The organism is Acidovorax cavernicola (assembly GCF_003581445.1).
Window position 1 is genome coordinate 1 of record NZ_QXMN01000016.1, and the last position, 21,738, is coordinate 21,738.

Consider the following 21,738-nt stretch of genomic DNA (forward strand, 5'->3'; position numbering starts at 1 on the left):
CTTCTGGGACTGGGTGGGCGGGCGCTACTCGCTGTGGTCGGCCATCGGCCTGCCCATTGCGCTGGCCATCGGCGCCGACGGCTTTCGCCGGCTGCTGGCGGGCGCGCATGCGATGGACGAGCATTTCCGCACCGCGCCGCTGGCGCGCAACCTGCCGGTGCGCCTGGGCCTGCTCGACGTCTGGTACCGCAACTTCCACCGCTTCACGAGCCGCAGCATCGCGCCGTACCACAGCGCCCTGAAGCGCGTGCCGGCCTACCTGCAGCAGCTGGAGATGGAAAGCAACGGCAAGCAGGTCGATGCGGGCGGCCAGCCCGTGGCCTTCGGTACCTCGCCCGTGCTCTGGGGCGAGCCCGGCACCAACGGCCAGCACGCCTACTTCCAGATGCTGCACCAGGGCACCGACGTGATCCCGCTCGAATTCATGGCGGTGCGCGACGCCTCGCACGACCTCGACGGCCACCACCCCAAGCTGCTCGCCAATGCGCTCGCGCAGGCGCAGGCGCTGATGGTCGGCAAGCTCGACGAAGGCGGCCACAAGAACTTCCCGGGCAACCGCCCGAGCACCTTCTTCGTGCTGCACAAGCTCACGCCCGAAGCGCTGGGCGCCTTCCTCGCGATGTACGAGCACCGCGTGTTCACCAGCGGCGCGCTGTGGGGCATCAACAGCTTCGACCAGTGGGGTGTGGAGCTGGGCAAGGTGCTGGCGCGCGACATCGAACCGCGCCTGGCCTCGGGCGATGTCACGGGGCTCGACGCTTCCACGGCCGGCCTGCTGAAACGGCTGAGCGCCTGACCCTACGCACTATTCCATAGGCCGTTAGGCCATTGGTTTGCGGATGCGTGGCCGGTTTGGCCGAGTTTGTCGTTGCACAGTGCGCCGATATGATGGCCCCGGGGAAATTTCCCTGGGATCCCATCAAGAGGAGTGAGTCAATGGACTTTCAAACAGCGGTCAAGACGTGCATCGCCAAATACACCGACTTCAGCGGTCGTGCGTCGCGTTCGGAATTCTGGTGGTTTTTTCTGGCCCAGATCGGGGTGCTCATCGTGACGAGCCTGATCCATCGCTATATATACGCCATTGCAGCGCTGGGCCTCCTGCTGCCGGGGCTCACAGTGGGCGCACGCCGCCTGCACGACATCGGCAAGAGCGGCTGGTTCCTGCTGCTGGGCATCATCCCGCTGGTCAATCTGGTGCTGATCTATTTCTTCGTTCAGCCGTCGCAGCCGGAGAGCAACGCCTACGGCGCACCGCCGAGCGCCTGAGCTTTCTCCCAAGGGCCGCACATGCGGCCCTTTTCTTTTGAGGCCACAGGCGGCAGGCGACTCAGGCCGTCACCGCTTCGGCGGACGACATGGCTGGCGCGCCGCTCGCCATGCGCACGCACAGGTCGAAGGCCTGCTGCAGCCCTTCGATCTGCGCCATGCCCTTGCCTGCGATGTCGAAGGCGCTGCCGCTGGCCGATGTGGCCACCGGCACGGGCAGGCCGCCGTGCAGGGTCACGCCCTGCTCGAAGCCCATGAGCTTCATCGCGATCTGGCCCTGGTCGTGGTACATCGACACCACCGCGTCCACGTCCCCGCGCCGCGCGCCGATGAACACGGTGTCGGGCGAGAAGGGGCCGCGCGCGTCGTAGCCTTCGGCGCGCAGCCGTTCGATGGCGGGCGCGATGATCTCGATCTCTTCCATGCCGATCGAGCCGCCGTCGCCCGCGTGCGGGTTGAGCCCGGTCACGGCGATGCGCGGTTGCGCCACGCCCGCGCGGTGCAGGGCCGACGCGATGATCTTCACGGCGTCGCCCACGCCCTGCACGGTGATGTGGCTCGCCACGTCCTTCAGCGGAATGTGCGAGGTCACGCGCGAGGTCCACAGCGATCCGGTGAGGTTGAACTCGCAGACGAAGCCCGTCACGGCGAAGCGCTCCTGCATGTAGCGCAGCTCGTCCTCGTGCACGAGGCCGCCCAGGCGCAGCGAATGCTTGTTGAGCGGCGCGAAGAGGATCGCGTCGGCCTGGCCGCGTCGCACGGCCAGCGTCGCGTCTTCGAGCGCCTGGAACGAGGCCCGGCCCGAGCGTTCGTTCGATTCGCCGAGCACCGGTTCCTCGCCCGCCATCCAGTCGCGCGTGAAGAGGCTGAGCCGGCCGTCCTCGAAGCGCAGGTCGTCCAGCGCTTGCACCTGCAGCGGGGCGAGCTTCAGGCCCGCCACGCGCTCGCCCGCGGCCAGCACGACGGGGTCGGCGATCAGCAGCACGCGCGCGGCGTCGAGGTTGCGCTGGCGCGCGAGCAGCTTCACGGCCATCTCGGGGCCGACGCCGCCGGGGTCGCCCAGCAGCACGGCGATGCGGGGTTTGGCGCGGGTCACGCCCGGTGTGTTCAATGAGGTTGGCATGGTCGGCAAGGGAGGTCGGAGGAGGAAGAGAAAGGGAAGGGCGGCGTCATTCGGCCTTGATGCGCGCGTCGCGCACGAGCTGGCCGTAGTGGTCGAACTCCTGCTTGTTCATCGCGGCGAAAGGTTCGCCGGTCAGCGTGCCGGGTTCGCCACCGAGCGCCTTGATGCGCGACTGCACGTCCGTCAGGTTCAGCGTGCGGGTGAGTTCGGCGCTCAGGCGTTCGACCGCCGGGCGCGGCGTGCCGGCCGTCACGTACAGGCCGTACCAGGTGGACACGTCGGCGCCCTTGATGCCCTGTTCGGCGAGCGTGGGCACGTCGGGCAGCTCGGGCGAGCGCTGCGGCGCGCTCACGGCCAGCGCGCGGAACTTGCCGGCGCGGATCTGACCCATGGCCGAGGAGGTGCTGTCGAACATCATCTCGACCTCGCCCGAGATGATGTCGATGTGCGCCTGCGAACTGCCCTTGTAGGGCACGTGGATCGACTTCATGCCCGTGGCCAGGTTGAAGGCCTCGCCGCCCACGTGCTGCGTGCTGCCGATGCCCGACGACGCGTACTTGAAGCCGCCCGGCTTGGCGGCCATGGCGGCCACGAGGTCCTTCACCGACTTGTAGGGCGAGTTCACCGACACCACCAGCACGTTGGGCATCACGGCCACGAGGCCGATCGGCTGCAGGTCTTTCAGCGGGTCGTACTTGAGCTTGAGGATGTGCGGCGCCACGGCCTGCGCGGTGTTGGTGGCCAGCAGCAGCGTGGCACCGTCGGCCGGCGCGCGGGCGGTGAGTTCGCCGGCGATGGTGTTCGATGCGCCGGGGCGGTTCTCCACCGTCACGGGCTGCTTGAGCTCGGGCGAGAACTTGTCGGCCAGCACGCGCGCGAGGATGTCGGTGCCGCCGCCGGGCGAGGCGCCGACCATGATGCGCAGCGGCTTGTCGGGGTAGGCCGGCTGCGCGCCCGCGTTCGGGGCGCCCAGGCTGGCGGCCAGCGCCAGCAACGCCGCCAGGCCGCCGCCGCGGGCCAGGGGAAAGAGGGTCATCGCGTCGTCTCCTGCTTGTTGTGGCCCCGAGACTACGGAGCTTCGGGCGCTCGATCCAATCGAAAAAGCCGGCCAATCCATATACTTTTGTGCATGAAGCCCGGCCTCACCGACACCTCGCTGATGCTCCATGTCCGGCCGCGCCAACTGCTCCTGCTGGCCCGGCTCGACACGCATCGCCACCTCGGCCGCGCGGCCGAGGCCATGAACATCAGCCAGCCCGCCGCCACCAAGCTGCTGCAGCAGCTGGAGGAATCGCTGGGCGAACAGCTCTTCGAGCGGCTGGCGCGCGGCATGGCGCCCACGCCCTACGGCGAGATCCTGATCCGCTACGCCCGCCGCGTGCTCAGCGACTTCGGTACCGCGCGCGAAGAGATGCTCGCGCTGCGCTCGGGCCTGAGCGGCGCGCTGCGCGTGGGCAGCGTGCCGGGCGCCGTGCCCGAGCTGCTGGCGCCGGCGCTGGTCGCGTACCACCAGCGCCATCCGCAGGTGGCCGTGTCGGTGGTGGTCGAGACCAGCGACGTGATGCAGGCGCAGCTGGAGCAGGGCGACGTCGACCTCGTGCTGGGCCGGCTCACCGACGGCCATGACGAGGCGAAGTACGCGAGCGTGCCGCTCCTGGGCGAGTCGCAGGTGGTCGTGGTGCGCGCGGCGCACCCGGTGTTCGAGCGCGCGGCTCCGGTCACGCTGGCCGAGATGGCGAACTGGTCCTGGGTGCTGCAGCCGCCGGGCTCGCCGCAGCGCGGGCGCTTCGAGGCTGCGATGCGCGAGGCGGGCATCCAGGCGCGGCTGGACATCATCGAAACGGCATCGCCCATCGCGATCACGGCCCTGCTGGAGAACTCCGACATGGCGGCCGTCATGCCGGCCTCGCAGGCCAGCCACTACGCCCGGCTGGGCGTGCTGCGCACGGTGCCGGTGGAGCTGCCGGTGCGCGTGCCGCCGATCTGCCTCATCACCCGCGAGGACCGGGCGCTGTCGCCGGCCGCCGCGCAGTTCCGGCGGCAGCTGCTGGGTGGGCATGGCTGATCCTGAGAACTTCAGACCGACGGTTTTCCATGCTGTATTGCGTTGACTAGGGAATTCACTAGATAACTGGTGCATGAGCGTACAGATGGCGGCGGTCGAAGTACCAAAACCGCAAGCGCGTTTCTCCAGAATCCGGGCACGGCGACCACGATCTCGGGGCGTCGCTCACCTCTAGGAGACAACATGAAGCGTTTTCTGAAAGCGGGCCTCGTCCTCGCACTGGCCGGCGCGGGCCTCGCGTCCCAGGCCGCTCCCACCGAACTCGTGATCGCGACCGTCAACAACGGCCACATGATCGAGATGCAGAAGCTCACGCCCTTCTTCGAAAAGGCGAACCCCGACATCAAGCTCAAGTGGGTCACGCTCGAGGAAGGCACGCTGCGCCAGCGCGTGACCACCGACATCGCCACCAAGGGCGGCCAGTTCGACGTGATGACCATCGGCCTGTACGAAGCGCCGATCTGGTCGAAGAAAGGCTGGCTGCAGCCCATTGCCACCGATGCCGCCTACGACGCCGACGACCTGCTGCCCGCCATCCGCGCGGGCCTCTCGAACGAAGGCAAGCTGTACGCCGCGCCGTTCTACGGCGAGAGCTCGATGCTCATGTACCGCAAGGACCTGGCCGACAAGGTCGGCTTCAAGATGCCCGAGCAGCCCACCTGGGCGCAGGTGAAGGAACTGGCCGGCAAGATCCACGACCCGAAGGGCGGCCTGTACGGCATGTGCCTGCGCGGCAAGCCGGGCTGGGGCGACAACATGGCCTTCCTGACCACGCTGGTCAACACCAATGGCGGCCAGTGGTTCGACATGCAGTGGAAGCCGCAGATCGACACCAAGCCCTGGAAGGACGCGATCAACTTCTACGTCGACCTGATGAAGGCCTACGGCCCGCCGGGCGCGTCGGCCAACAGCTTCAACGAGAACCTCGCGCTCTTCAACGAAGGCAAGTGCGGCATGTGGGTCGACGCGACCATCGCGGCCTCGTTCATCAGCGACCCGAAGCAGTCGAAGGTGGCCGACAAGGTGGCCTTCGCGCAGGCCCCCGTGGCCGTCACGCCCAAGGGCGCGAACTGGCTGTGGACCTGGAACCTGGCCATTCCCGCCAGCTCGACCAAGGGCGCTGCCGCGCAGACCTTCGTGAAGTGGGCGACCTCCAAGGAGTACGTCAACCTTGTCGCCAAGGAACACGGCTGGGGCACGGTGCCCACCGGCACGCGCAAGTCGACCTACGCGAACCCCGAGTTCCAGAAGGTCGCCAAGTTCGCCGCCGCCGAGAAGAGGGCCATCGACAGCGCCAACCTGAGCGACAGCACCTTGCCGAAGTCGCCGTACGTCGGCGTGCAGTACGCGGCCATTCCCGAGTTCCAGGCCATCGGCGTGGCGGTGGGCCAGCAGATGAGCGCGGCGCTGTCGGGCAAGGTCACGGTGGACCAGGCGTTGAAGACTTCGCAGACGACCGCCGAGCGTGAGATGAAGAAGGCCGGGTACTACAAGTAAGAAGTAAGCCTCGCGGCTTGCTCCCTCCCCTTCCGGGGGAGGGTTGGGGTGGGGGCACGCGGCGCGTCAATCGCCGCGGTGGTCGATCAGGGAGCCCCCATCCCCGCCTTCCTCCAGAGGGGGAAGGAGCCAGAGACAACGAGAAGGAACCTTCGGATGAAACGCCTCCTGCCCCGCGCCCTCATGGCGCCCGCCGTGCTCACGCTCTTCCTCTGGATGATCGTGCCGCTGCTGATGACGTTGTACTTCTCGTTCGTGAACTACAACCTCATGCAGCCCGGCGAGCGCACGTTCGCGGGCCTCGAGAACTTTCACTACTTCGTTACCGATCCCGACTTCTGGCCGGCCACGTGGAACACGCTGCTGCTCATCGGCAGCGTGATCGGCATCACGGTGGTGTTCGGCGTGCTGCTCGCGCTGCTGGTGAACGAGCCCTTCCCGGGGCGCGGCATCGTGCGCGTGCTGCTGATCTCGCCCTTCTTCGTCATGCCGGCAGTGAACGCGCTGCTGTGGAAGCACATGATGATGAACCCCATCTACGGCATCCTGGCCGACGTGTGGCGCTTCTTCGGCGCGCAGCCGGTCGACTGGCTCACCGACGTGCCGCTGCTGTCCGTGATCATCATGGTGGCCTGGCAGTGGCTGCCGTTCGCCTGCCTGATCTTCATCACCTCGCTGCAGTCGCTCGACCGCGAGCAGATGGAAGCCGCGCGCATGGACGGCGCGAGTTCGCTCCAGCGCTTTTTCTATCTCACCGTGCCGCACCTGGGCCGCCCGATGGCCGTGGTGATCATGATCGAGATGATCTTCCTGCTCAGCGTGTTCGCCGAGATCGCCATCACCACCAACGGCGGCCCGGGCAACGAGAGCACGAACATGACCTACATGATCTTCAAGCAGTCGCTCATGAACTTCGACGTGGGCGTGGCGTCGGCCGGTGCGCTGTTCGCGGTGGTGCTGGCCAACATCGTGGCCGTCTTCCTCATTCGCATCATCGGCAAGAACCTGGATTGAGGAGGCACGCCATGCAACAACAAGCACCCAGCAACTTCCTGCCGCAACTGCTGCGCACCGTCGGTGCGTGGGCCGTGGCGCTGCTCCTGTTCTTCCCGCTCGGCTGGCTGTTCCTCACGGCCTTCAAGACGGAACTGCAGGCGATCCATGTGCCGCCGCTGTTCATCTTCGAGCCCACGCTCGACAATTTCGGCGAGGTGCAGCGCCGCAGCGACTACCTGCTGTACGCGCGCAACTCGCTTATCACCAGCCTGGGCTCGACCATCCTCGGCCTGCTCATCGCTGCACCCGCCGCGTATTCGATGGCGTTCTTCCGCACGAAGAAGACGCGCGACATCCTGATGTGGATGCTCTCCACCAAGATGATGCCGGCCGTGGGCGCGCTGGTGCCGATCTACGTGCTCGCGCAGACCGCGGGCCTGCTGGATTCGCTCACCGCACTCACCATCGTGTTCACGCTGTCGAACCTGCCGATCATGGTGTGGATGCTCTACAGCGCCTACAAGGACATTCCGAACGAGATCCTCGAAGCCGCGCGCATGGACGGCGCGACCCTGTGGACCGAGTTCCGCCATGTCGTGATGCCGCTGTCGGTCGGGGGGCTCGCATCGACCGGCCTGCTGTGCCTGGTGCTGAGCTGGAACGAAGCCTTCTGGGCATTGAACCTCACTTCCGCCAAGGCCGGCACGCTGGCCACGCTCATCGCCTCGTACTCCAGCCCCGAGGGCCTGTTCTGGGCCAAGTTGTCGGCCGCGTCGCTGATGGCCATCGCGCCCATCGTCGTGTTCGGCTGGTTCAGCCAGAAGCAGCTCGTCCAAGGCCTGACCTTCGGTGCCGTCAAGTAAAGAAAAGGGAGACATCTCATGGCCTACCTCGAACTCAAGAACATCAAGAAGAGCTTTGGTGACGTCCACATCATCAAGGGCGTCGACCTTGAAATCCAGAAGGGCGAATTCATCGTCTTCGTCGGGCCTTCGGGCTGCGGCAAGTCGACGCTGCTGCGGCTGATCGCGGGCCTGGAGCCGATCACCAGCGGCAACCTGCTGCTCGACGGCAAGGACATCACCTGGGCGCCTTCGGGCAAGCGCGACCTGGCGATGGTGTTCCAGAGCTACGCGCTGTATCCGCACATGAGCGTGTACGACAACATGTCCTTCGCGCTCAAGCTCGCGGGCGTGCCCAAGGACGAGATCAAGACCAAGGTCGAGTACGCGGCCAAGACGCTGAATCTCACGCAGTACCTGGACCGCACGCCGAAGGATCTGTCGGGCGGCCAGCGCCAGCGCGTGGCCATCGGCCGCGCCATCGTGCGCGCGCCCAAGGTGTTCCTCTTCGACGAGCCGCTGTCGAACCTCGATGCGGCGCTGCGCGGCAACACGCGCGTCGAGATCCACAAGCTGCACCGCGCGCTCGGCGCCACCACCATCTACGTGACGCACGACCAGGTCGAGGCCATGACGCTGGCCGACCGCGTGGTGGTGCTGAAGGACGGGCTCATCGAACAGGTCGGCACGCCGCTCGAGCTGTACGACCGCCCGGCCAACCAGTTCGTCGCGCAGTTCATCGGCATGCCGTCGATGAACATGGTCGCGGCGAGCGCGATCCCGAGCTTCTCCGCCGCCACCGGCGGGCGCCTGCCGAGCGATGGCTTCCTGGGTGTGCGCCCCGAAGGCCTGCGCGTGCATCCGAAGCAGGGTGCCGCCAGCGGCGTGCCGGGCCGCGTCGAACTGATCGAGGCGCTGGGCGCCGACACGCTGATCCACGTGGACGTGGGCGGCGTGCCGCTCGTGGCACGCCAGAACGAGCGCACGCCGCTGCAGGCCGGCGACGACGTGGCGGTCGAGCTCGACCCGTCCGTGCTGCACCTGTTCAGCCGCGAAGGCCGCGCCGTGGCCGCCTGACCCGACGACCTTTACTTTTTTCCGGACCTTCTACGTGACCCTCGCAGCAGCGGCCCTTGTGCCCACCCCACCGGCGCCTTCGGAATTCACGGTGCTTCACCTGGGCCTCGGCTCGTTCCACCGCGCCCACCAGGCCCTCTACCTGCAGCGGCTGATCGATGCGGGCGACACCCGCTGGTCGCTGTCGGGCGCGAACATCCGGCCCGACATGGCCGAGGTGGTCGCGGCGCTGCAGGCGCAGGGCGGGCGCTACACGCTCGAGACCGTGTCGCCCGCGGGCGAGTACCGCTACGAGCAGATCGACGCCATCCGCGAAGTGCTGCCGTACACGCCATCGCTGGCCGCGGTGATCGCGCGCGGCGCGGCGCCGTCCACGCGGATCGTGTCGTTCACGGTGACCGAAGCCGGCTACTACCTCGACACGCAGGGCCGGCTCGACCTGTCGTTCGCCGATCTCGCGGCCGACATCGAGCGCGCGAAGCGCGGCGAGGCCGGCGAGACGATCTACGGCGCGGTCTGCGCCATCTTGCGCGCACGGCGTGCCGCGCAGGCGGGTCCCGTGACGCTGCTGAACTGCGACAACCTGCGCCACAACGGCGACCGTTTCCGCGCGGGGTTGCTCGAATTCATCGCGCGTGTCGGCGACGCGCCGCTGCAGGCCTGGGTCGAGGCCCACACCCGTTGCCCGAACGCGATGGTCGACCGCATCACGCCGCGCCCTCCGCCGGAGCTGCGTGCGCGCGTGAAGGCCGCCACGGGCCGCGACGACGCCGCGGCGGTCACGGGCGAGAGCTTCATCCAGTGGGTGATCGAAGACGACTTCGTCGCCGGCCGACCCGACTGGGCGCGCGTGGGTGTCGAGCTGGTCGATTCGGTGCAGCCCTACGAAGAGGCCAAGATCCGCATCCTCAACGCCACGCACAGCTGCATCGCGTGGGCGGGCACGCTGGCAGGGCTGGGCTTCATCCACGAAGGCACGCACGACGCGGCCATCCGGAAGATGGCCTTCGACTACGTGACCGACGACGTCATCCCCTGCCTGAGCCCGAGCCCCATCGATCTCGCGGCCTACCGCGACGTGGTGCTCGACCGTTTCGGCAACCCCGCCATCCGCGACACCAACCAGCGCGTGGCGGCCGACGGCTTCTCGAAGATTCCCGGCTTCATCGCGCCGACGGTGCGCGAGCGGCTGGCGGCCAGCCAGCCCATCGACAGCGTGGCGATGCTGCCCGCACTGTTCCTCGCGTTCCTGCAACATTGGCATCGGGGCGAGCTGCCCTACGCCTACCAGGATCAAAGCATGGACGCCGCCGTGGCGCACGCCATCTGCGACGCGGCCGACCCGGTGGCGGCGCTGTGCGCGGATGCGGGGCTGTGGGGCCATCTGGCGGGCGACGCGCGGCTGGCCGATGCGATGCGCCGCGCCGACGAGCGCGTGGCGCGCTTCATCGCGCAAAGGGCCGCGCCATGAGCGGCCGGCTGCAAGGCCGCCATGTGCTGCTGACCGGCGCGGGCGGCGGCATCGGCCTGGCGGTTGCCGAGGCCTGCATCGCCGAGGGGGCGCGCTGCAGCGTGGTCGATCGCGCGACCGCGGCGCCCGATGCGGTGCGTGCGCTGCAGCAGCGCCATCCCGACAGCCTGGCGTACATCGCGGCAGACGTCACCGAGACCCAGGCCATCGCGCGCCTGCTTGCCGAGGCGCAGGTCGCCTTCGGACCCGTCCACACACTGTTCAACAACGCCGCCGTGTTCGACCTCGCGCCGCTGCTCGACAGCGACGAGGCCTCGTTCGACAAGCTCTTCGCCGTCAACGTGAAGGGCATGTTCTTCGTGATGCAGGCCGTGCTGCGCCACATGGTCGAGGCCGGTACGGCCGGCGCGTCGGTCATCAACATGGCCTCGCAGGCGGGGCGTCGCGGCGAGGCGCTGGTGTCGCACTACTGCGCGACCAAGGCGGCCGTCATCAGCTACACGCAGAGCGCCGCGCTGGCCATGGCGCCGCACGGCATCCGCGTCAACGGCATCGCCCCCGGTGTGGTCGACACGCCGATGTGGGACCATGTCGACAGCCTGTTCGCCAAGGCCGAGGGGCTTGCGCCGGGCGAGAAGAAGCGGCGTGTCGGCCTCGAGGTGCCGCTCGGTCGCATGGGCATGCCGGGCGACATTGCCGGCGCGGCGGTGTTTCTCGCCAGCGACGAGGCGCGCTACATCACGGCGCAGACCCTCAATGTCGATGGCGGCAATGTCATGAGCTGAAACTCATCCCTCTCATCCATGCGCATGAACGACGATTTCCATCTGTACCTCGACAGCGCCGACCTGACGGAGTTGAAGGCCTGCCTGCCGCACCCGGTGGTGCACGGCGTGACGACCAATCCGACGCTGCTGCAGCGCGCAGGCGTGGGCCGCGCCTATGTGCCCGATCTGCTGAAGCGCTGCATCGATCTGGGTGCCCGGCAAGTGCAGGCGCAGGTGTACTCGAGCGAGGTCGACGGCATGCTGGACGACGCCGCGTTTCTGCTGCCGCAGTTCGACCGCGGCCAGCTTGTCATCAAGATTCCCGCCACGCGCCAGGGCCTGGATGCGGGCGCGCGGCTCATCGCGCAAGGCGTGCCCGTCACCTGGACCGCCGTGTACGCACCCGAGCAGGCGCATTTCGCCGCGCAACTGGGCGCGGCCTATGCGGCGCCGTACCTCGGCCGGCTCGAAGACGCCGGCGTCGACGGGTTGGCGCTCATCGCGCAGATGCAGTCGCTGGTCGCGCGGCGTCCCGCATCGGGCACGCGCCTGCTGGTGGCGAGCATCCGTTCGCGCGCGGCGTACCTGTCGCTGCTGGGGTTGGGCGTGGGCGCCATCACCATTCCGCCGCGCCTCTTTGCCGAACTGCTCGACCATCCCGCCACCCTGGCTGCTGAAGCGGGTTTCCTGGCCGACGCTCGCGCCTTGCGCTGACAGCAGAAGAAAATCCAGCCACCATGCGCATAGCACTCACGGGCGAAGCCCTGATCGATTTCACCGCCAGCGAAGGCGGCTCCCTGGCGTTCCTGGGCCATGAGGGTGGTTCACCGCTCAACACGGCCGTGGCCTGCGCGCGGCTCGGCCAGCCGACCGGCTTTCTCACGCAGCTCTCGACCGACCTGTTCGGCGAGCGGCTGATGGCCTTTCTCGAACGCAACGGCGTCGACACGCGCCTCATCCTGCGCAGCGACGCGCCGTCGACGCTGGCGTTCGTCGAGCGCACGCCGCAGACCAACCGCTACGCCTTCTACACACGCGGCAGTGCCGATGCGACCTGGGCGCCCGAGCCGCTGCCGCAGCTGCCCGCGGAATGCCGCTTCCTGCACTTCGGCTCGATCTCGCTCTTGCAGGAGCCGGCGTCGTCGCGCATCACCGACCTCGTGGCGACCCATGCCGGGCGCTGCGTGATCGTGTTCGACCCCAACGTGCGGCCCAGCCTGATTCCGCACATGGCCGCGTACCGCGCCCGTGTCTCCGAATGGTTCGGCATGGCCGACCTGGTCAAGTTCAGCGACGAAGACGCCGCGCTGCTCGCCCCTGGCCGGCCGGTCGATGCGTTCGCGGCCGAGTGCCTGACGGCCGGCGCGCGTGCCGTGGTCGTCACGCGCGGTGGTGCCGGCGCCACGCTGTGGCGCACCGGCAGCGCACCGCTCACCGTGGCCGCGCCGCGCGTCGAGGTGGTCGACACCATCGGCGCGGGCGACACCTTCACCGCCGGGCTGTCGGTGTCGCTGCTGGCCCATGGCGTGGAGCATCCCGCGCAGCTGACCGAACTCGGCGACGAGGCATGGCGCGCCGTGATGCGCTTTGCCGCCACCGCCGCGGCCCTGAACTGCACCCGCGAGGGCGCCGATCCACCGACGTTGGAAGCCGTTCACACGGCGCTTTCACAGGAAGACAATGAGGCCGTCGCTTCCCGGCCCTGATCGATCCGTGCTGCCATGACAACGACCACCCGCAAACGCGCGATCCCTCGTCAACGCCAGCCCGAGCTGGAGCGCGACTTCACGCGCTCCCCGTCGCTGGGCTACGAGGCCCCGGAAGAGACCGGCCTGGTGCGCTGCCTCGCGCACGGCTTTCCGAGCCCGCTGGTGCGATGGCACTTTCATGAAGACTACGAGCTGCACCTGATCACCGAGACCTCGGGCAAGGCCTTCATCGGCGACTGGATCGGGCCGTTCCAGCCGGGCCACCTCGTGCTGTGCGGGCCGCGCCTGCCGCACAACTGGATCTCGCTCGACGTGCCCGAGGAAGGCGCGGCGGGGCGCGACCGCGTGATCCAGTTCCGCCACGAGCCCATCGAGCGCGCGGCAGCCGAGATTCCCGAGCTGCGCGACGTGATGCCGCTGCTCGATCGCGCGCGCCACGGCATCGAGTTCTTCGGCATGTCGGCGCAGGCGCTGGCGCACTGGGACGCCATCAAGGCGGCGCGTGGCGTGCGGCGCCTGGGCCTGTTCTGCGAGTTCATGGCCGACCTGGCGCAGTGCACCGACTACCGCCTGCTGTCGAGTGTGCAGATGCAGGGCGTGCAGGGCAGCGACGGCGATGCGCAGGTCGACCAGATCAACGACATCGTCAACCGCATCACCAACCACATGACCGACTCGATCTCGATGTCGGACGTGGCCGCCGAACTGGGCATGAGCGAGAGCCGTTTCAGCCGCTTCTTCCGGCGCTCCACCGGCAACAGCTTCACCGACTTCGTGAATCGTGTGCGCATCAACAGCGCCTGCCACCTGCTGATGCAGACCGACCACTACGTGACCGACATCTGCTACCAGGTGGGTTTCAACAACGTGGCCAACTTCAACCGGCGCTTTCTCGAAATCAAGGGCATGACGCCCAGCGAGTTCCGGCGCCAGGCCGACACGCGCTTCGGCTGATTCCGCAACCCGCACGCCTGTGTGCGGGACCTCATCAGGGAGACGATCTTGTATCTGGGACTCGACCTCGGCACGTCCGAGCTCAAGGCGCTGTTGCTCGCGGACGATCACCGCATCGTCGGCGTCGCGCGCGCGCCGCTCACGGTCGACCGGCCGCAACCGCTGTGGTCCGAACAGTCGCCCGCCCAGTGGTGGCAGGCGCTCGAAGCGGTCATGGCGGAGTTGCGCGCGGCGCATGCCGATGCGCTGCGAGAGGTGCGCGCCATCGGCCTGTCGGGCCAGATGCACGGTGCCACGCTGCTCGACGCGAAGGGCGAGGTGCTGCGACCGGCCATCCTCTGGAACGACGGCCGCAGCGGCGCGCAGTGCGAGGCGCTCACGCGCGCCGTGCCGCGCCTGGGCGAGATCGCGGGCAACCTCGCGATGCCCGGCTTCACTGCGCCCAAGCTGCTGTGGGTGCGCGAACACGAGCCCGAGGTCTTCGCGCGCGTCGCGCGCGTGCTGCTGCCCAAGGACTGGCTGCGCTTCATGCTCAGCGGCGAGGCGGTCAGCGAGATGTCCGACGCGGCCGGCACGCTGTGGCTCGACGTGGGCGCGCGCGACTGGTCCGACGAGCTGCTCGCCGCCACGGGGCTCACGCGCGATCACATGCCGCGGCTGGTCGAAGGCAGCGAAGTCTCCGCGCATCTGAAACCCGAGCTGGCCGCACGCTGGGGCTTGCGCGACGGCGTGCGCATCGCGGGCGGCGCGGGCGACAACGCCGCCAGCGCGGTCGGCATGGGGCTCGTGGAGCCGGGGCAGGGCTTCGTCTCGCTCGGCACCTCGGGCGTGGTGTTCGTCTCCACCGACCGCTTCCTGCCGAACCCCGCGCAGGCGATGCACGCCTTCTGCCACGCGCTGCCCCAGCGCTGGCACCAGATGTCGGTGATGCTCTCCGCCGCGAGCGCGGTGAGCTGGGCCGCCAAGACATTCAAGTTCGCGGACGAAGCGGCGCTGTTCGAAGCCGCGGCGTCGGTCGCGCCGGCGGACCGGATGCGCTGCCCGCTGTTCCTGCCGTATCTGTCCGGCGAGCGTTCGCCGCACAACAACCCGAACGCACAAGGCGTGCTCTTCGGGCTGACGCACGCCCACGGCCCCGCGCAGATCGCCTATGCCGTGGTCGAAGGCGTGAGCTTCGGCCTGCGCGACGGCTTCGACACGCTGCGCCTGCCGCCCGACATGCCGCTGCGCGAAGTCGCGCTCGTGGGCGGCGGCGCGCGCAGTGTCTGGTGGGGCCAGCTGCTGGCCGACATCTTCCAGGTGGAACTCACGCTCTATGCCGGCAGCGAGACCGGCGGGGCGCTGGGGGCGGCGCGGCTTGCGTGGTTGGCGGATGGGGGCGCGGTGGCTGAAGTCTGTGCGCTGCCACCGTTGAAGCAGCAATTGCGGCCCGTGTTGGAAAGGGCATCCGCGCATCAGGCGCGACATTGGCGCTTTCAGTCGCTTTACGTGGCGCTGCGCGGGCAGTTTCAATAGGGGGCACGTGCCCGGGATTCCAGGATGCGTTTGCGTGCCTTTGTGCAGCGCAAGTCGAGGCAGTGCATTAGCGTTTGACGCCAGCTCCAGTCGTGCCGAGCTTCTGCTTGAAGGTGCTGTACGTGTAACCCAATTGGAGGAAGCACGCGACGTAGGTGTCCGTCGCGGCACGCGAGACGGTCGCTGGGTCCCATCCGCCTTGCGCATTCTTCAGCGCGGCGGGATACCAGGGCTGCGCGATCTGTGGGACATCGCCAGCGAAAAATATCCTCGTGTCCCGGTCCTCCGTGAGCTGGCGGGCGCCGCTCGAAAAGCCCGTGGTGTCAACGGTTTCGCTTTCCTTCTTGCAGCGCGCGAGGTTCGAGAGCTGCACCTCCAGAGGCAGGCCCGCCGGTGGTCGCAGCGCAGGAACTGTGTATGTCACCTGCGCTGGTTGCCCGGCCGGGACCGAGGTCATCGGAGCAAGCGTGAGAAAGAACAGGATGACCCGTCGTCGGCATGACGATGTGGATACGGCCCGCACCGCGCGGGCCGAACCCCTTGACAGGTTGCCTGCAACAGACGCATCGGCATCAGGGCACCAACGGACGCAGGAGAGGGCTCTTCGCATATTCAGTACGACCAAGAGGGGCCGCGGGTGGCCGTGATCATGCCATGCGTGGCCGGGGCGCTTGCGATGCATCGAGGCCACGTTCGGCAGCCACGGCCATTCGGCAGACCCATCTATCTCTTGCCACAATGAAAAAGGGCCGCTTGCGCGGCCCTTTGCTTTGGTGAGCAGTGCTCAGCCGAGCAATTACATGCCCATGCCGCCCATGCCGCCCATGCCGCCCATGTCGGGCATGCCGCCGCCGGCTGCAGCTTCGTCCTTGGGTGCGTCAGCAACCATGGCTTCGGTCGTCAGCAGCAGCGAGGACACCGAAGCGGCGTTCTGCAGTGCGGTGCGGGTGACCTTCGTCGGGTCCAGGATGCCCAGCTCGAGCATGTCGCCGTACGTGTCGTTGGCAGCGTTGAAGCCGTAGTTGCCCTTGCCGGCCAGAACCGCGTTCACGACCACCGAGGCTTCGCCGCCGGCGTTGTTCACGATTTCGCGCAGGGGGGCTTCGATGGCCTTCAGCACCAGCTTGATGCCGGCGTCCTGGTCGGCGTTGTCGCCCTTGACCTTGTCGCCCACAGCTTGCTTGGCACGCAGCAGAGCCACGCCGCCGCCAGCCACAACGCCTTCTTCCACTGCAGCGCGGGTGGCGTGCAGGGCGTCTTCGACGCGAGCCTTCTTTTCCTTCATTTCGACTTCGGTGGCGGCGCCAACCTTGATCACGGCAACGCCGCCGGCCAGCTTGGCCACGCGCTCTTGCAGCTTTTCACGGTCGTAGTCGCTCGTGGCTTCTTCGATCTGCACGCGGATCTGCTTCACGCGGGCTTCGATGTCGCCTGCAGCGCCGGCGCCGTCGATGATGATCGTGTTTTCCTTGCCCACTTCGATGCGCTTGGCTTGGCCCAGGTCGGCCAGCGTCACCTTCTCGAGGGTCAGGCCCACTTCTTCAGCGATGACCTTGCCGCCCGTCAGGATGGCGATGTCTTCCAGCATGGCCTTGCGGCGGTCGCCGAAGCCAGGAGCCTTCACAGCCACGACCTTCAGGATGCCGCGGATCGTGTTCACGACCAAGGTAGCCAGGGCTTCGCCTTCGACTTCTTCGGCAATGATCAGCAGGGGACGACCGGCCTTGGCGACTTGTTCCAGCGTGGGGAGCAGGTCACGGATGTTGCTGATCTTCTTGTCGAACAGCAGCACGAAGGGGTTGTCGAGCAGCGCCGATTGCTTCTCGGGGTTGTTGATGAAGTAGGGCGACAGGTAGCCGCGGTCGAACTGCATGCCTTCGACGACGTCGAGTTCGCTCTCGAGCGACTTGCCGTCTTCGACAGTGATCACGCCTTCCTTGCCGACCTTGTCCATCGCGTCAGCGATGAGCTTGCCGATGGTTTCGTCGCTGTTGGCCGAGATCGAGCCGACTTGCGCGATTTCCTTCGAGGTGGTGGTGGCCTTCGAAGCCTTCTTCAGCTCTTCGACCAGGGCCGACACGGCCTTGTCGATGCCGCGCTTCAGGTCCATCGGGTTGATGCCGGCGGCCACGTACTTGAAGCCTTCGCGAACGATGGCTTGAGCCAGCACGGTCGCGGTGGTGGTGCCGTCACCGGCGTTGTCGCTGGTCTTGGAGGCCACTTCCTTCACGAGCTGGGCGCCCATGTTCTGCAGCTTGTCCTTGAGTTCGATTTCCTTGGCGACCGACACACCGTCCTTGGTCACGGTGGGGGCGCCGAACGAGCGCTCGAGCACCACGTTGCGGCCCTTGGGGCCCAGGGTCACCTTGACGGCGTTGGCCAGGATGTTCACGCCTTCGACCATGCGTGCGCGGGCTTCACCGCCGAAGACTACGTCTTTTGCTGCCATTTTTCAGTTACTCCGAATGGGGATCTGTTGAATTACTTCTCGACGACTGCGAACAGGTCGTCTTCCTTCATGACCAGCAGTTCGTCGCCGCCGACCTTGACGGTCTGGCCGCTGTACTTGCCGAACAGGACGCGGTCGCCGACCTTGACGGTCAGTGCGGCCAGTTCGCCCTTGTCGTTGCGCTTGCCCGGGCCCACGGCCAGGACTTCACCCTGATCGGGCTTTTCGGCGGCGGCGTCGGGGATGACGATGCCGGAGGCAGTCTTGGTTTCGCTGTCAACACGCTTGACGATCACGCGATCGGCCAAAGGACGAAGTTTCATTGCATCTCCTGGAGATAAGAACGGGTTTGTTTGTGGTCGGGCGCCGGAGAAACCGGCGACCTGTCGACTGGATGGGAGGGCTGTTAGCACTCGTCAGCAGCGAGTGCTAATCATAAGGGCATTCAATGACCTTTCAAGAGCGGGGGCCCATGGCGGCTGCTGCGGAACGCCGGTGGAGATTAGTGCATACGCCATTTAATCTTCGCATTGTTTTTTTACCCGGGTAAAAAAGAGTGTCGAGAAGCTGTCTACGAGGACGCCAACCAACGGGTGCAGACTGGTTGCCGATCTTTACGGCGTGAACTTCAGAAAGCCTGCTCCTTGGCCAAGTGCCGTAAATGGTGCCGGGACGGAAACCCAGGGTTCCGCACCCATGTGCAACACATTCGTCTCGGCACCACCTGCGGCTCGCACCGGGTTGTCCGCATATTTGCTTCCTCGGCAGCACGGCAGAATGTCTGTATCACAGTGTTACCAAGGCTTCGCAAATGTTTGATTTTTCCTCGCTTGCAAAGGCTCCGCAGTCCGATCTGCCTGCTTCTCTGGCTGAGCTTTTTGGCCAGCTCTGTTGGATTCCGCCGATCTCTGACCCTAGATTTCCACTAAATACTGACCCACCCGCTTTGTGAGCCTGAAGGCTTCACTGTGTGGATAAGTGCTTGGTGTTCTCCTTTTTGGGTTGAGTGTGTGGATCTGCCGCAGATTGCGCCGCTGTTTCCGCGATTTGGTGGCCTCGATCGCGAGCCAGGTCGCGAGCTTCTCGGCATAGGGATCGAGCTTGCTTGAGCTCTCCCGCTTGGCGTAGCGCGGCATTTCTTCGCCCGCACGCAGGTATTTCTTTACGGTGTTGCGAGACAGGCCTGTACGCCTGGCTATCTCGCGGATGGACATCTGCTCTCGCAGGGCCCAGCGTCTGATGACACTCAATGTCGCCACGTCTATCACTCCTAGGATCCCCTGCTTTAAAAATCAGCAGGGTAGGGTTTTACGTGGGTCAGTCTTAGACGGAAATTACTGCGCTAGCTGGGTCAATTTTCGACGGTAAACAACAAATCAATGAGTTGCGACGTGGGCGCTGCGAATGTTCAGCGTCGTTCCGCAGCTGCAAACGCCGGCTGGCCTCAGGCCAGGCCGAGGTGCCGCGGCAGGTGGTTCTGGCAGTAGTCCAGGTAGGCGCGGACGATGCTCGACGGGTGGCGGTGCGAGGGATACAGCAGGTGGATCTGCTGCTCGGGCAGCGGGTGCGCCGGCAGCAGCACGCACAGCTGGCCGGCCTGGAGCCCCTCCCTGGCAAGGAACGGCGGCAGTTCGGTGACGACCTCGCCGGTCAGCGCCAGGCTGCGCAGGTGCAGGTAGCTGTTGGTCGACAGCACCGGCCGGGGCTCCACCGCCTGCGCGCCCAGCTGCCACACGCCGCGCGCGCTCACATCCCGGCACCAGACGGCACAGGGAAAGCGGTGCAGGTCGTCGGGCGATGCAGGCAGGCCCAGCCGCTGCACGAGCTGCGGGCTCGCGACCAGCACGTGGCGGTAGGTGGTCATGTGCCGCGCGACCATGGACTCGTGAACGATGGTGCCGACCCGCAGCGCCACGTCGATACCGTCCTGCACCAGGTCGACCCGGCGCTCGGTCGTGTAGACGGACAGCTCGATGTCGGGGTACTGCTGCTGGAAGGCACGCAGCAAAGCCCACCAGGGTTCGAAGCTCGGCGGCAGCGACAGCCTCAGGCGGCCCTTGAGCCGCGCCTGGTCGCTCATCACGGCCTGTTCGCCCTCGACCAGGGCCTCGACGCCGCGGCTGGCGTGTTCGTACAGACGCATGCCGGCCTCGGTCAGGCTGGTGCCGCGCGCCGAGCGCTCGAGCAACTGCACCTTCAGCTCGCGTTCGAGTTCGCGAATGCGCCGGCTCAGGGTGGGCAGGGGAATCTCCATGCGCTGGGCGGCCGCCGACAGGCTACCGGCCTGTACCACTCCGACAAACATCTGCGCTGCGTTGAGGTCCATTCGATCCTTCCAGATATGGAAGTCAAGTTACCAGAATCGCATCTTCCTTGCCAATGGTGAGCGACCTAAAGTGAGTTCCAGCAGCCGGAAAGGCCGGTTGCACGACCTCTCACCCAGAAGGAAACCTCGCCATGAAAGCCTATGTGATCGAACAAGCCGGCGGCCCGGAAATGCTCCAGTTGCGCGACATCGCCTCGCCCGAACCCACCGCCAACGAAGTGCAGATCCGCGTGCGCGCCTTCGGCCTCAACCGCGCGGAAGCCTCCTTGCGCGCCGGCAAGATGGGGCCCATCACCGCCCCGCGCGTGCCCGGCATCGAGGCGGTCGGCGAGGTCGTGCTCGACCCCGCCGGCATCTTCCGCACCGGCCAGCGCGTGGCCACCGCCATGGGCGGCATGCAGTTCGGCCGTCACGGCAGCTACGCCGAACAGGTGACCGTGCTGCGCGACAACGTGATCGCGCTGGACGACATTCCCCTGTCGTGGGAAGAGCTGGCCGCGCTGCCGGAGTCGTACCTCACCGTCTGGGGCGCCCTCGACAAGACGCTGGCCATCGAGCCGGGCCAGACCCTGCTGGTGCGCGGCGCCACGGCGTCGCTGGGCCTGGCTGCCGTTGCCTATGCCAAGGCGCGCGGCCTGAAGGTGATAGCGACCACGCGGTCGGAGCAGAACACCGCGCGGCTGCGCGAGGTGGGGGCGGACGAGGTCATCGTCGACACGGGCGAGATCGCCGCAGCCGCTCGCCAGCGCAAGCCTGCTGGCGTGGACGTTGCGCTTGAAGTCGTGGGCGCGTCGACGCTGCGTGACACCATCCAGGCCCTGAAACCCTTCGGCGCCGTTTCGGTCGTCGGGCTGCTGGGTGGCCCCCCGGTGCTGTCGCAGTTCCACCTGATGCAGGACCTGCCCGATGCGAAGCAGCTGAGCTTCTTCCAGAGCGGCCTGCTCGGCACGCCGGCCCTGCCGCTTGCGAACGCTCCGCTGCGCTGGATCGCCGAGCAGGTCGCCGCCGGCCGCATTCCCTCGCTGCGTTCCCGCACCTTCGACTTCGACGACGTGCGCCACGCCCACAGCCTGATGGAGAGCGACCGCGCGCTCGGCAAGCTCGTCGTGCGCCTCTGACATCCCCTTTCCACACACACCTTCAAGGAGCCTCTCATGCCTGCATTTCTTCGCACCGCCCTGGCGGCCACCGCGCTGGCCGCCGCCCTGCCGATGACCGCGCTCGCAGCAGCGCCCGCCACCGGCAACGCGGCCACGGCCGCCATCGGCCAGCAGCTGCGCCGCTACGAGCAGGTGCTCAACGCCTCCGATGTGGATGGCGTCATGGCGCTGTACGCCGACGACGCGGTGTTCATGCCGCAGCACAGCCAGCCGGCCGTGGGACGCGACGCGGTCCGCACCGCCTATCGGCAGGTGTTTTCAACGATCAAGCTCGATGTGCGTTTCCAGATCGACGAGATCCAGCAGCTCTCGCCGGATTGGGCCTTGGCGCGCACCCGGACGAACGGCACCGTGAAGCTGCTCGCCAGCGACCAGCCGCCCGCGGGCGAGGCGAACCAAGAGCTGTTCGTGTTCCATCGTGAGGCCGATGGCCAGTGGCGGTTCGCGCGGTACCTCTTTGCCACGACCAACCCGCCTGCAGGTCGCTGACCTTGGCACCTGCTTTCGGAGGGAGGCGG

The 21,738-nt window shown here is 67.1% G+C and carries 21 protein-coding genes and 1 pseudogene; 15 read left to right on the forward strand and 7 right to left on the reverse strand.

Features of this window, described 5'->3' with window-relative positions; genetic code table 11:
• Together D3H34_RS14380 and D3H34_RS14385 are read left to right on the forward strand one after the other, a co-directional pair.
• A partial coding sequence (locus D3H34_RS14380) for a phosphoglucose isomerase-related protein (RefSeq protein WP_491047150.1) occupies window positions 1-796 on the forward strand: 796 nt, incomplete at its 5' end.
• 140 nt (window positions 797-936) lie between these two features.
• The gene (locus D3H34_RS14385) at window positions 937-1,269 is read left to right on the forward strand and encodes a DUF805 domain-containing protein (protein WP_119554195.1); all 333 of its coding nucleotides are present in this window, start codon (window positions 937-939) and stop codon (window positions 1,267-1,269) included.
• Between the two features lie 61 nt (window positions 1,270-1,330).
• Here the strand turns inward: D3H34_RS14385 and D3H34_RS14390 are convergent, their stop codons facing one another.
• Window positions 1,331-2,392 (reverse strand): 4-hydroxythreonine-4-phosphate dehydrogenase PdxA, encoded by a 1,062-nt coding sequence (locus tag D3H34_RS14390; protein WP_119554196.1) that lies wholly within the window; start codon window positions 2,390-2,392, stop codon window positions 1,331-1,333.
• A gap of 46 nt (window positions 2,393-2,438) precedes the next feature.
• Window positions 2,439-3,428: a Bug family tripartite tricarboxylate transporter substrate binding protein gene (locus tag D3H34_RS14395; RefSeq protein ID WP_119554197.1), complete on the reverse strand. Its 990-nt coding sequence runs from the start codon at window positions 3,426-3,428 to the stop codon at window positions 2,439-2,441.
• Between the two features lie 93 nt (window positions 3,429-3,521).
• On the opposite strand from D3H34_RS14395, the gene D3H34_RS14400 reads away from it, so the two are divergent.
• From D3H34_RS14400 to xylB, 11 genes are all read left to right on the forward strand, one after another.
• Window positions 3,522-4,457, forward strand: a complete 936-nt coding sequence (locus tag D3H34_RS14400) for a LysR family transcriptional regulator (protein WP_205736726.1) — start codon at window positions 3,522-3,524, stop codon at window positions 4,455-4,457.
• A 183-nt stretch (window positions 4,458-4,640) separates the two neighbouring features.
• The gene (locus D3H34_RS14405) at window positions 4,641-5,954 is read left to right on the forward strand and encodes an ABC transporter substrate-binding protein (protein WP_119554198.1); all 1,314 of its coding nucleotides are present in this window, start codon (window positions 4,641-4,643) and stop codon (window positions 5,952-5,954) included.
• 156 nt (window positions 5,955-6,110) lie between these two features.
• Window positions 6,111-6,968: a carbohydrate ABC transporter permease gene (locus D3H34_RS14415; protein WP_119554199.1), complete on the forward strand. Its 858-nt coding sequence runs from the start codon at window positions 6,111-6,113 to the stop codon at window positions 6,966-6,968.
• Between the two features lie 11 nt (window positions 6,969-6,979).
• The gene (locus D3H34_RS14420) at window positions 6,980-7,813 is read left to right on the forward strand and encodes a carbohydrate ABC transporter permease (protein WP_119554200.1); all 834 of its coding nucleotides are present in this window, start codon (window positions 6,980-6,982) and stop codon (window positions 7,811-7,813) included.
• 18 nt (window positions 7,814-7,831) lie between these two features.
• Window positions 7,832-8,869, forward strand: coding sequence for an ABC transporter ATP-binding protein (locus tag D3H34_RS14425; protein ID WP_119554201.1), 1,038 nt, complete (start codon window positions 7,832-7,834; stop codon window positions 8,867-8,869).
• A gap of 91 nt (window positions 8,870-8,960) precedes the next feature.
• Window positions 8,961-10,340, forward strand: a complete 1,380-nt coding sequence (gene dalD / locus D3H34_RS14430; protein WP_119554302.1) for a D-arabinitol 4-dehydrogenase — start codon at window positions 8,961-8,963, stop codon at window positions 10,338-10,340.
• Window positions 10,337-11,125, forward strand: a complete 789-nt coding sequence (locus D3H34_RS14435; protein ID WP_119554202.1) for an L-iditol 2-dehydrogenase — start codon at window positions 10,337-10,339, stop codon at window positions 11,123-11,125. The genes dalD and D3H34_RS14435 overlap by 4 nt, the downstream gene beginning before the upstream one ends.
• Window positions 11,126-11,149: 24 nt before the next feature.
• Window positions 11,150-11,821, forward strand: coding sequence for a transaldolase family protein (locus tag D3H34_RS14440; protein ID WP_119554303.1), 672 nt, complete (start codon window positions 11,150-11,152; stop codon window positions 11,819-11,821).
• A 23-nt stretch (window positions 11,822-11,844) separates the two neighbouring features.
• Complete coding sequence (locus D3H34_RS14445; protein WP_119554203.1) at window positions 11,845-12,813, forward strand: carbohydrate kinase family protein; 969 nt, start codon at window positions 11,845-11,847, stop codon at window positions 12,811-12,813.
• A 15-nt stretch (window positions 12,814-12,828) separates the two neighbouring features.
• Window positions 12,829-13,770, forward strand: coding sequence for an AraC family transcriptional regulator (locus D3H34_RS14450; RefSeq protein WP_119554204.1), 942 nt, complete (start codon window positions 12,829-12,831; stop codon window positions 13,768-13,770).
• A gap of 48 nt (window positions 13,771-13,818) precedes the next feature.
• Entirely contained in the window at window positions 13,819-15,285 is a 1,467-nt protein-coding gene (gene xylB / locus D3H34_RS14455; protein ID WP_119554205.1) for a xylulokinase, read from the forward strand.
• A gap of 67 nt (window positions 15,286-15,352) precedes the next feature.
• On the opposite strand, the gene D3H34_RS14460 is transcribed toward xylB, so the two are convergent.
• The 5 genes and pseudogenes from D3H34_RS14460 to D3H34_RS14480 all read right to left on the reverse strand — a co-directional run bounded on the left by D3H34_RS14460 (window position 15,353) and on the right by D3H34_RS14480 (window position 20,060).
• A complete protein-coding gene (locus D3H34_RS14460) occupies window positions 15,353-15,742 on the reverse strand; it encodes a hypothetical protein (protein ID WP_147400430.1) in 390 nt (129 codons plus the stop codon).
• A 339-nt stretch (window positions 15,743-16,081) separates the two neighbouring features.
• Window positions 16,082-17,734 carry a chaperonin GroEL gene (gene groL, locus D3H34_RS14465; RefSeq protein WP_119554207.1) on the reverse strand — a complete coding sequence of 551 codons (1,653 nt, stop codon included), beginning with the start codon at window positions 17,732-17,734 and terminating at the stop codon, window positions 16,082-16,084.
• 32 nt (window positions 17,735-17,766) lie between these two features.
• Entirely contained in the window at window positions 17,767-18,057 is a 291-nt protein-coding gene (locus tag D3H34_RS14470; RefSeq protein WP_007835162.1) for a co-chaperone GroES, read from the reverse strand.
• A 687-nt stretch (window positions 18,058-18,744) separates the two neighbouring features.
• Window positions 18,745-19,002, reverse strand: a pseudogene (locus D3H34_RS14475) (helix-turn-helix domain-containing protein); the annotation flags it as partial.
• Window positions 19,003-19,178: 176 nt separating this feature from the next.
• Window positions 19,179-20,060 carry a LysR family transcriptional regulator gene (locus D3H34_RS14480; RefSeq protein WP_119554208.1) on the reverse strand — a complete coding sequence of 294 codons (882 nt, stop codon included), beginning with the start codon at window positions 20,058-20,060 and terminating at the stop codon, window positions 19,179-19,181.
• A gap of 131 nt (window positions 20,061-20,191) precedes the next feature.
• On the opposite strand from D3H34_RS14480, the gene D3H34_RS14485 reads away from it, so the two are divergent.
• Both D3H34_RS14485 and D3H34_RS14490 read left to right on the forward strand, forming a co-directional pair.
• Window positions 20,192-21,178, forward strand: a complete 987-nt coding sequence (locus tag D3H34_RS14485; RefSeq protein ID WP_119554209.1) for a zinc-binding dehydrogenase — start codon at window positions 20,192-20,194, stop codon at window positions 21,176-21,178.
• A gap of 36 nt (window positions 21,179-21,214) precedes the next feature.
• Window positions 21,215-21,709 (forward strand): YybH family protein, encoded by a 495-nt coding sequence (locus D3H34_RS14490; protein WP_119554210.1) that lies wholly within the window; start codon window positions 21,215-21,217, stop codon window positions 21,707-21,709.
• Window positions 21,710-21,738 lie beyond the last annotated feature (29 nt).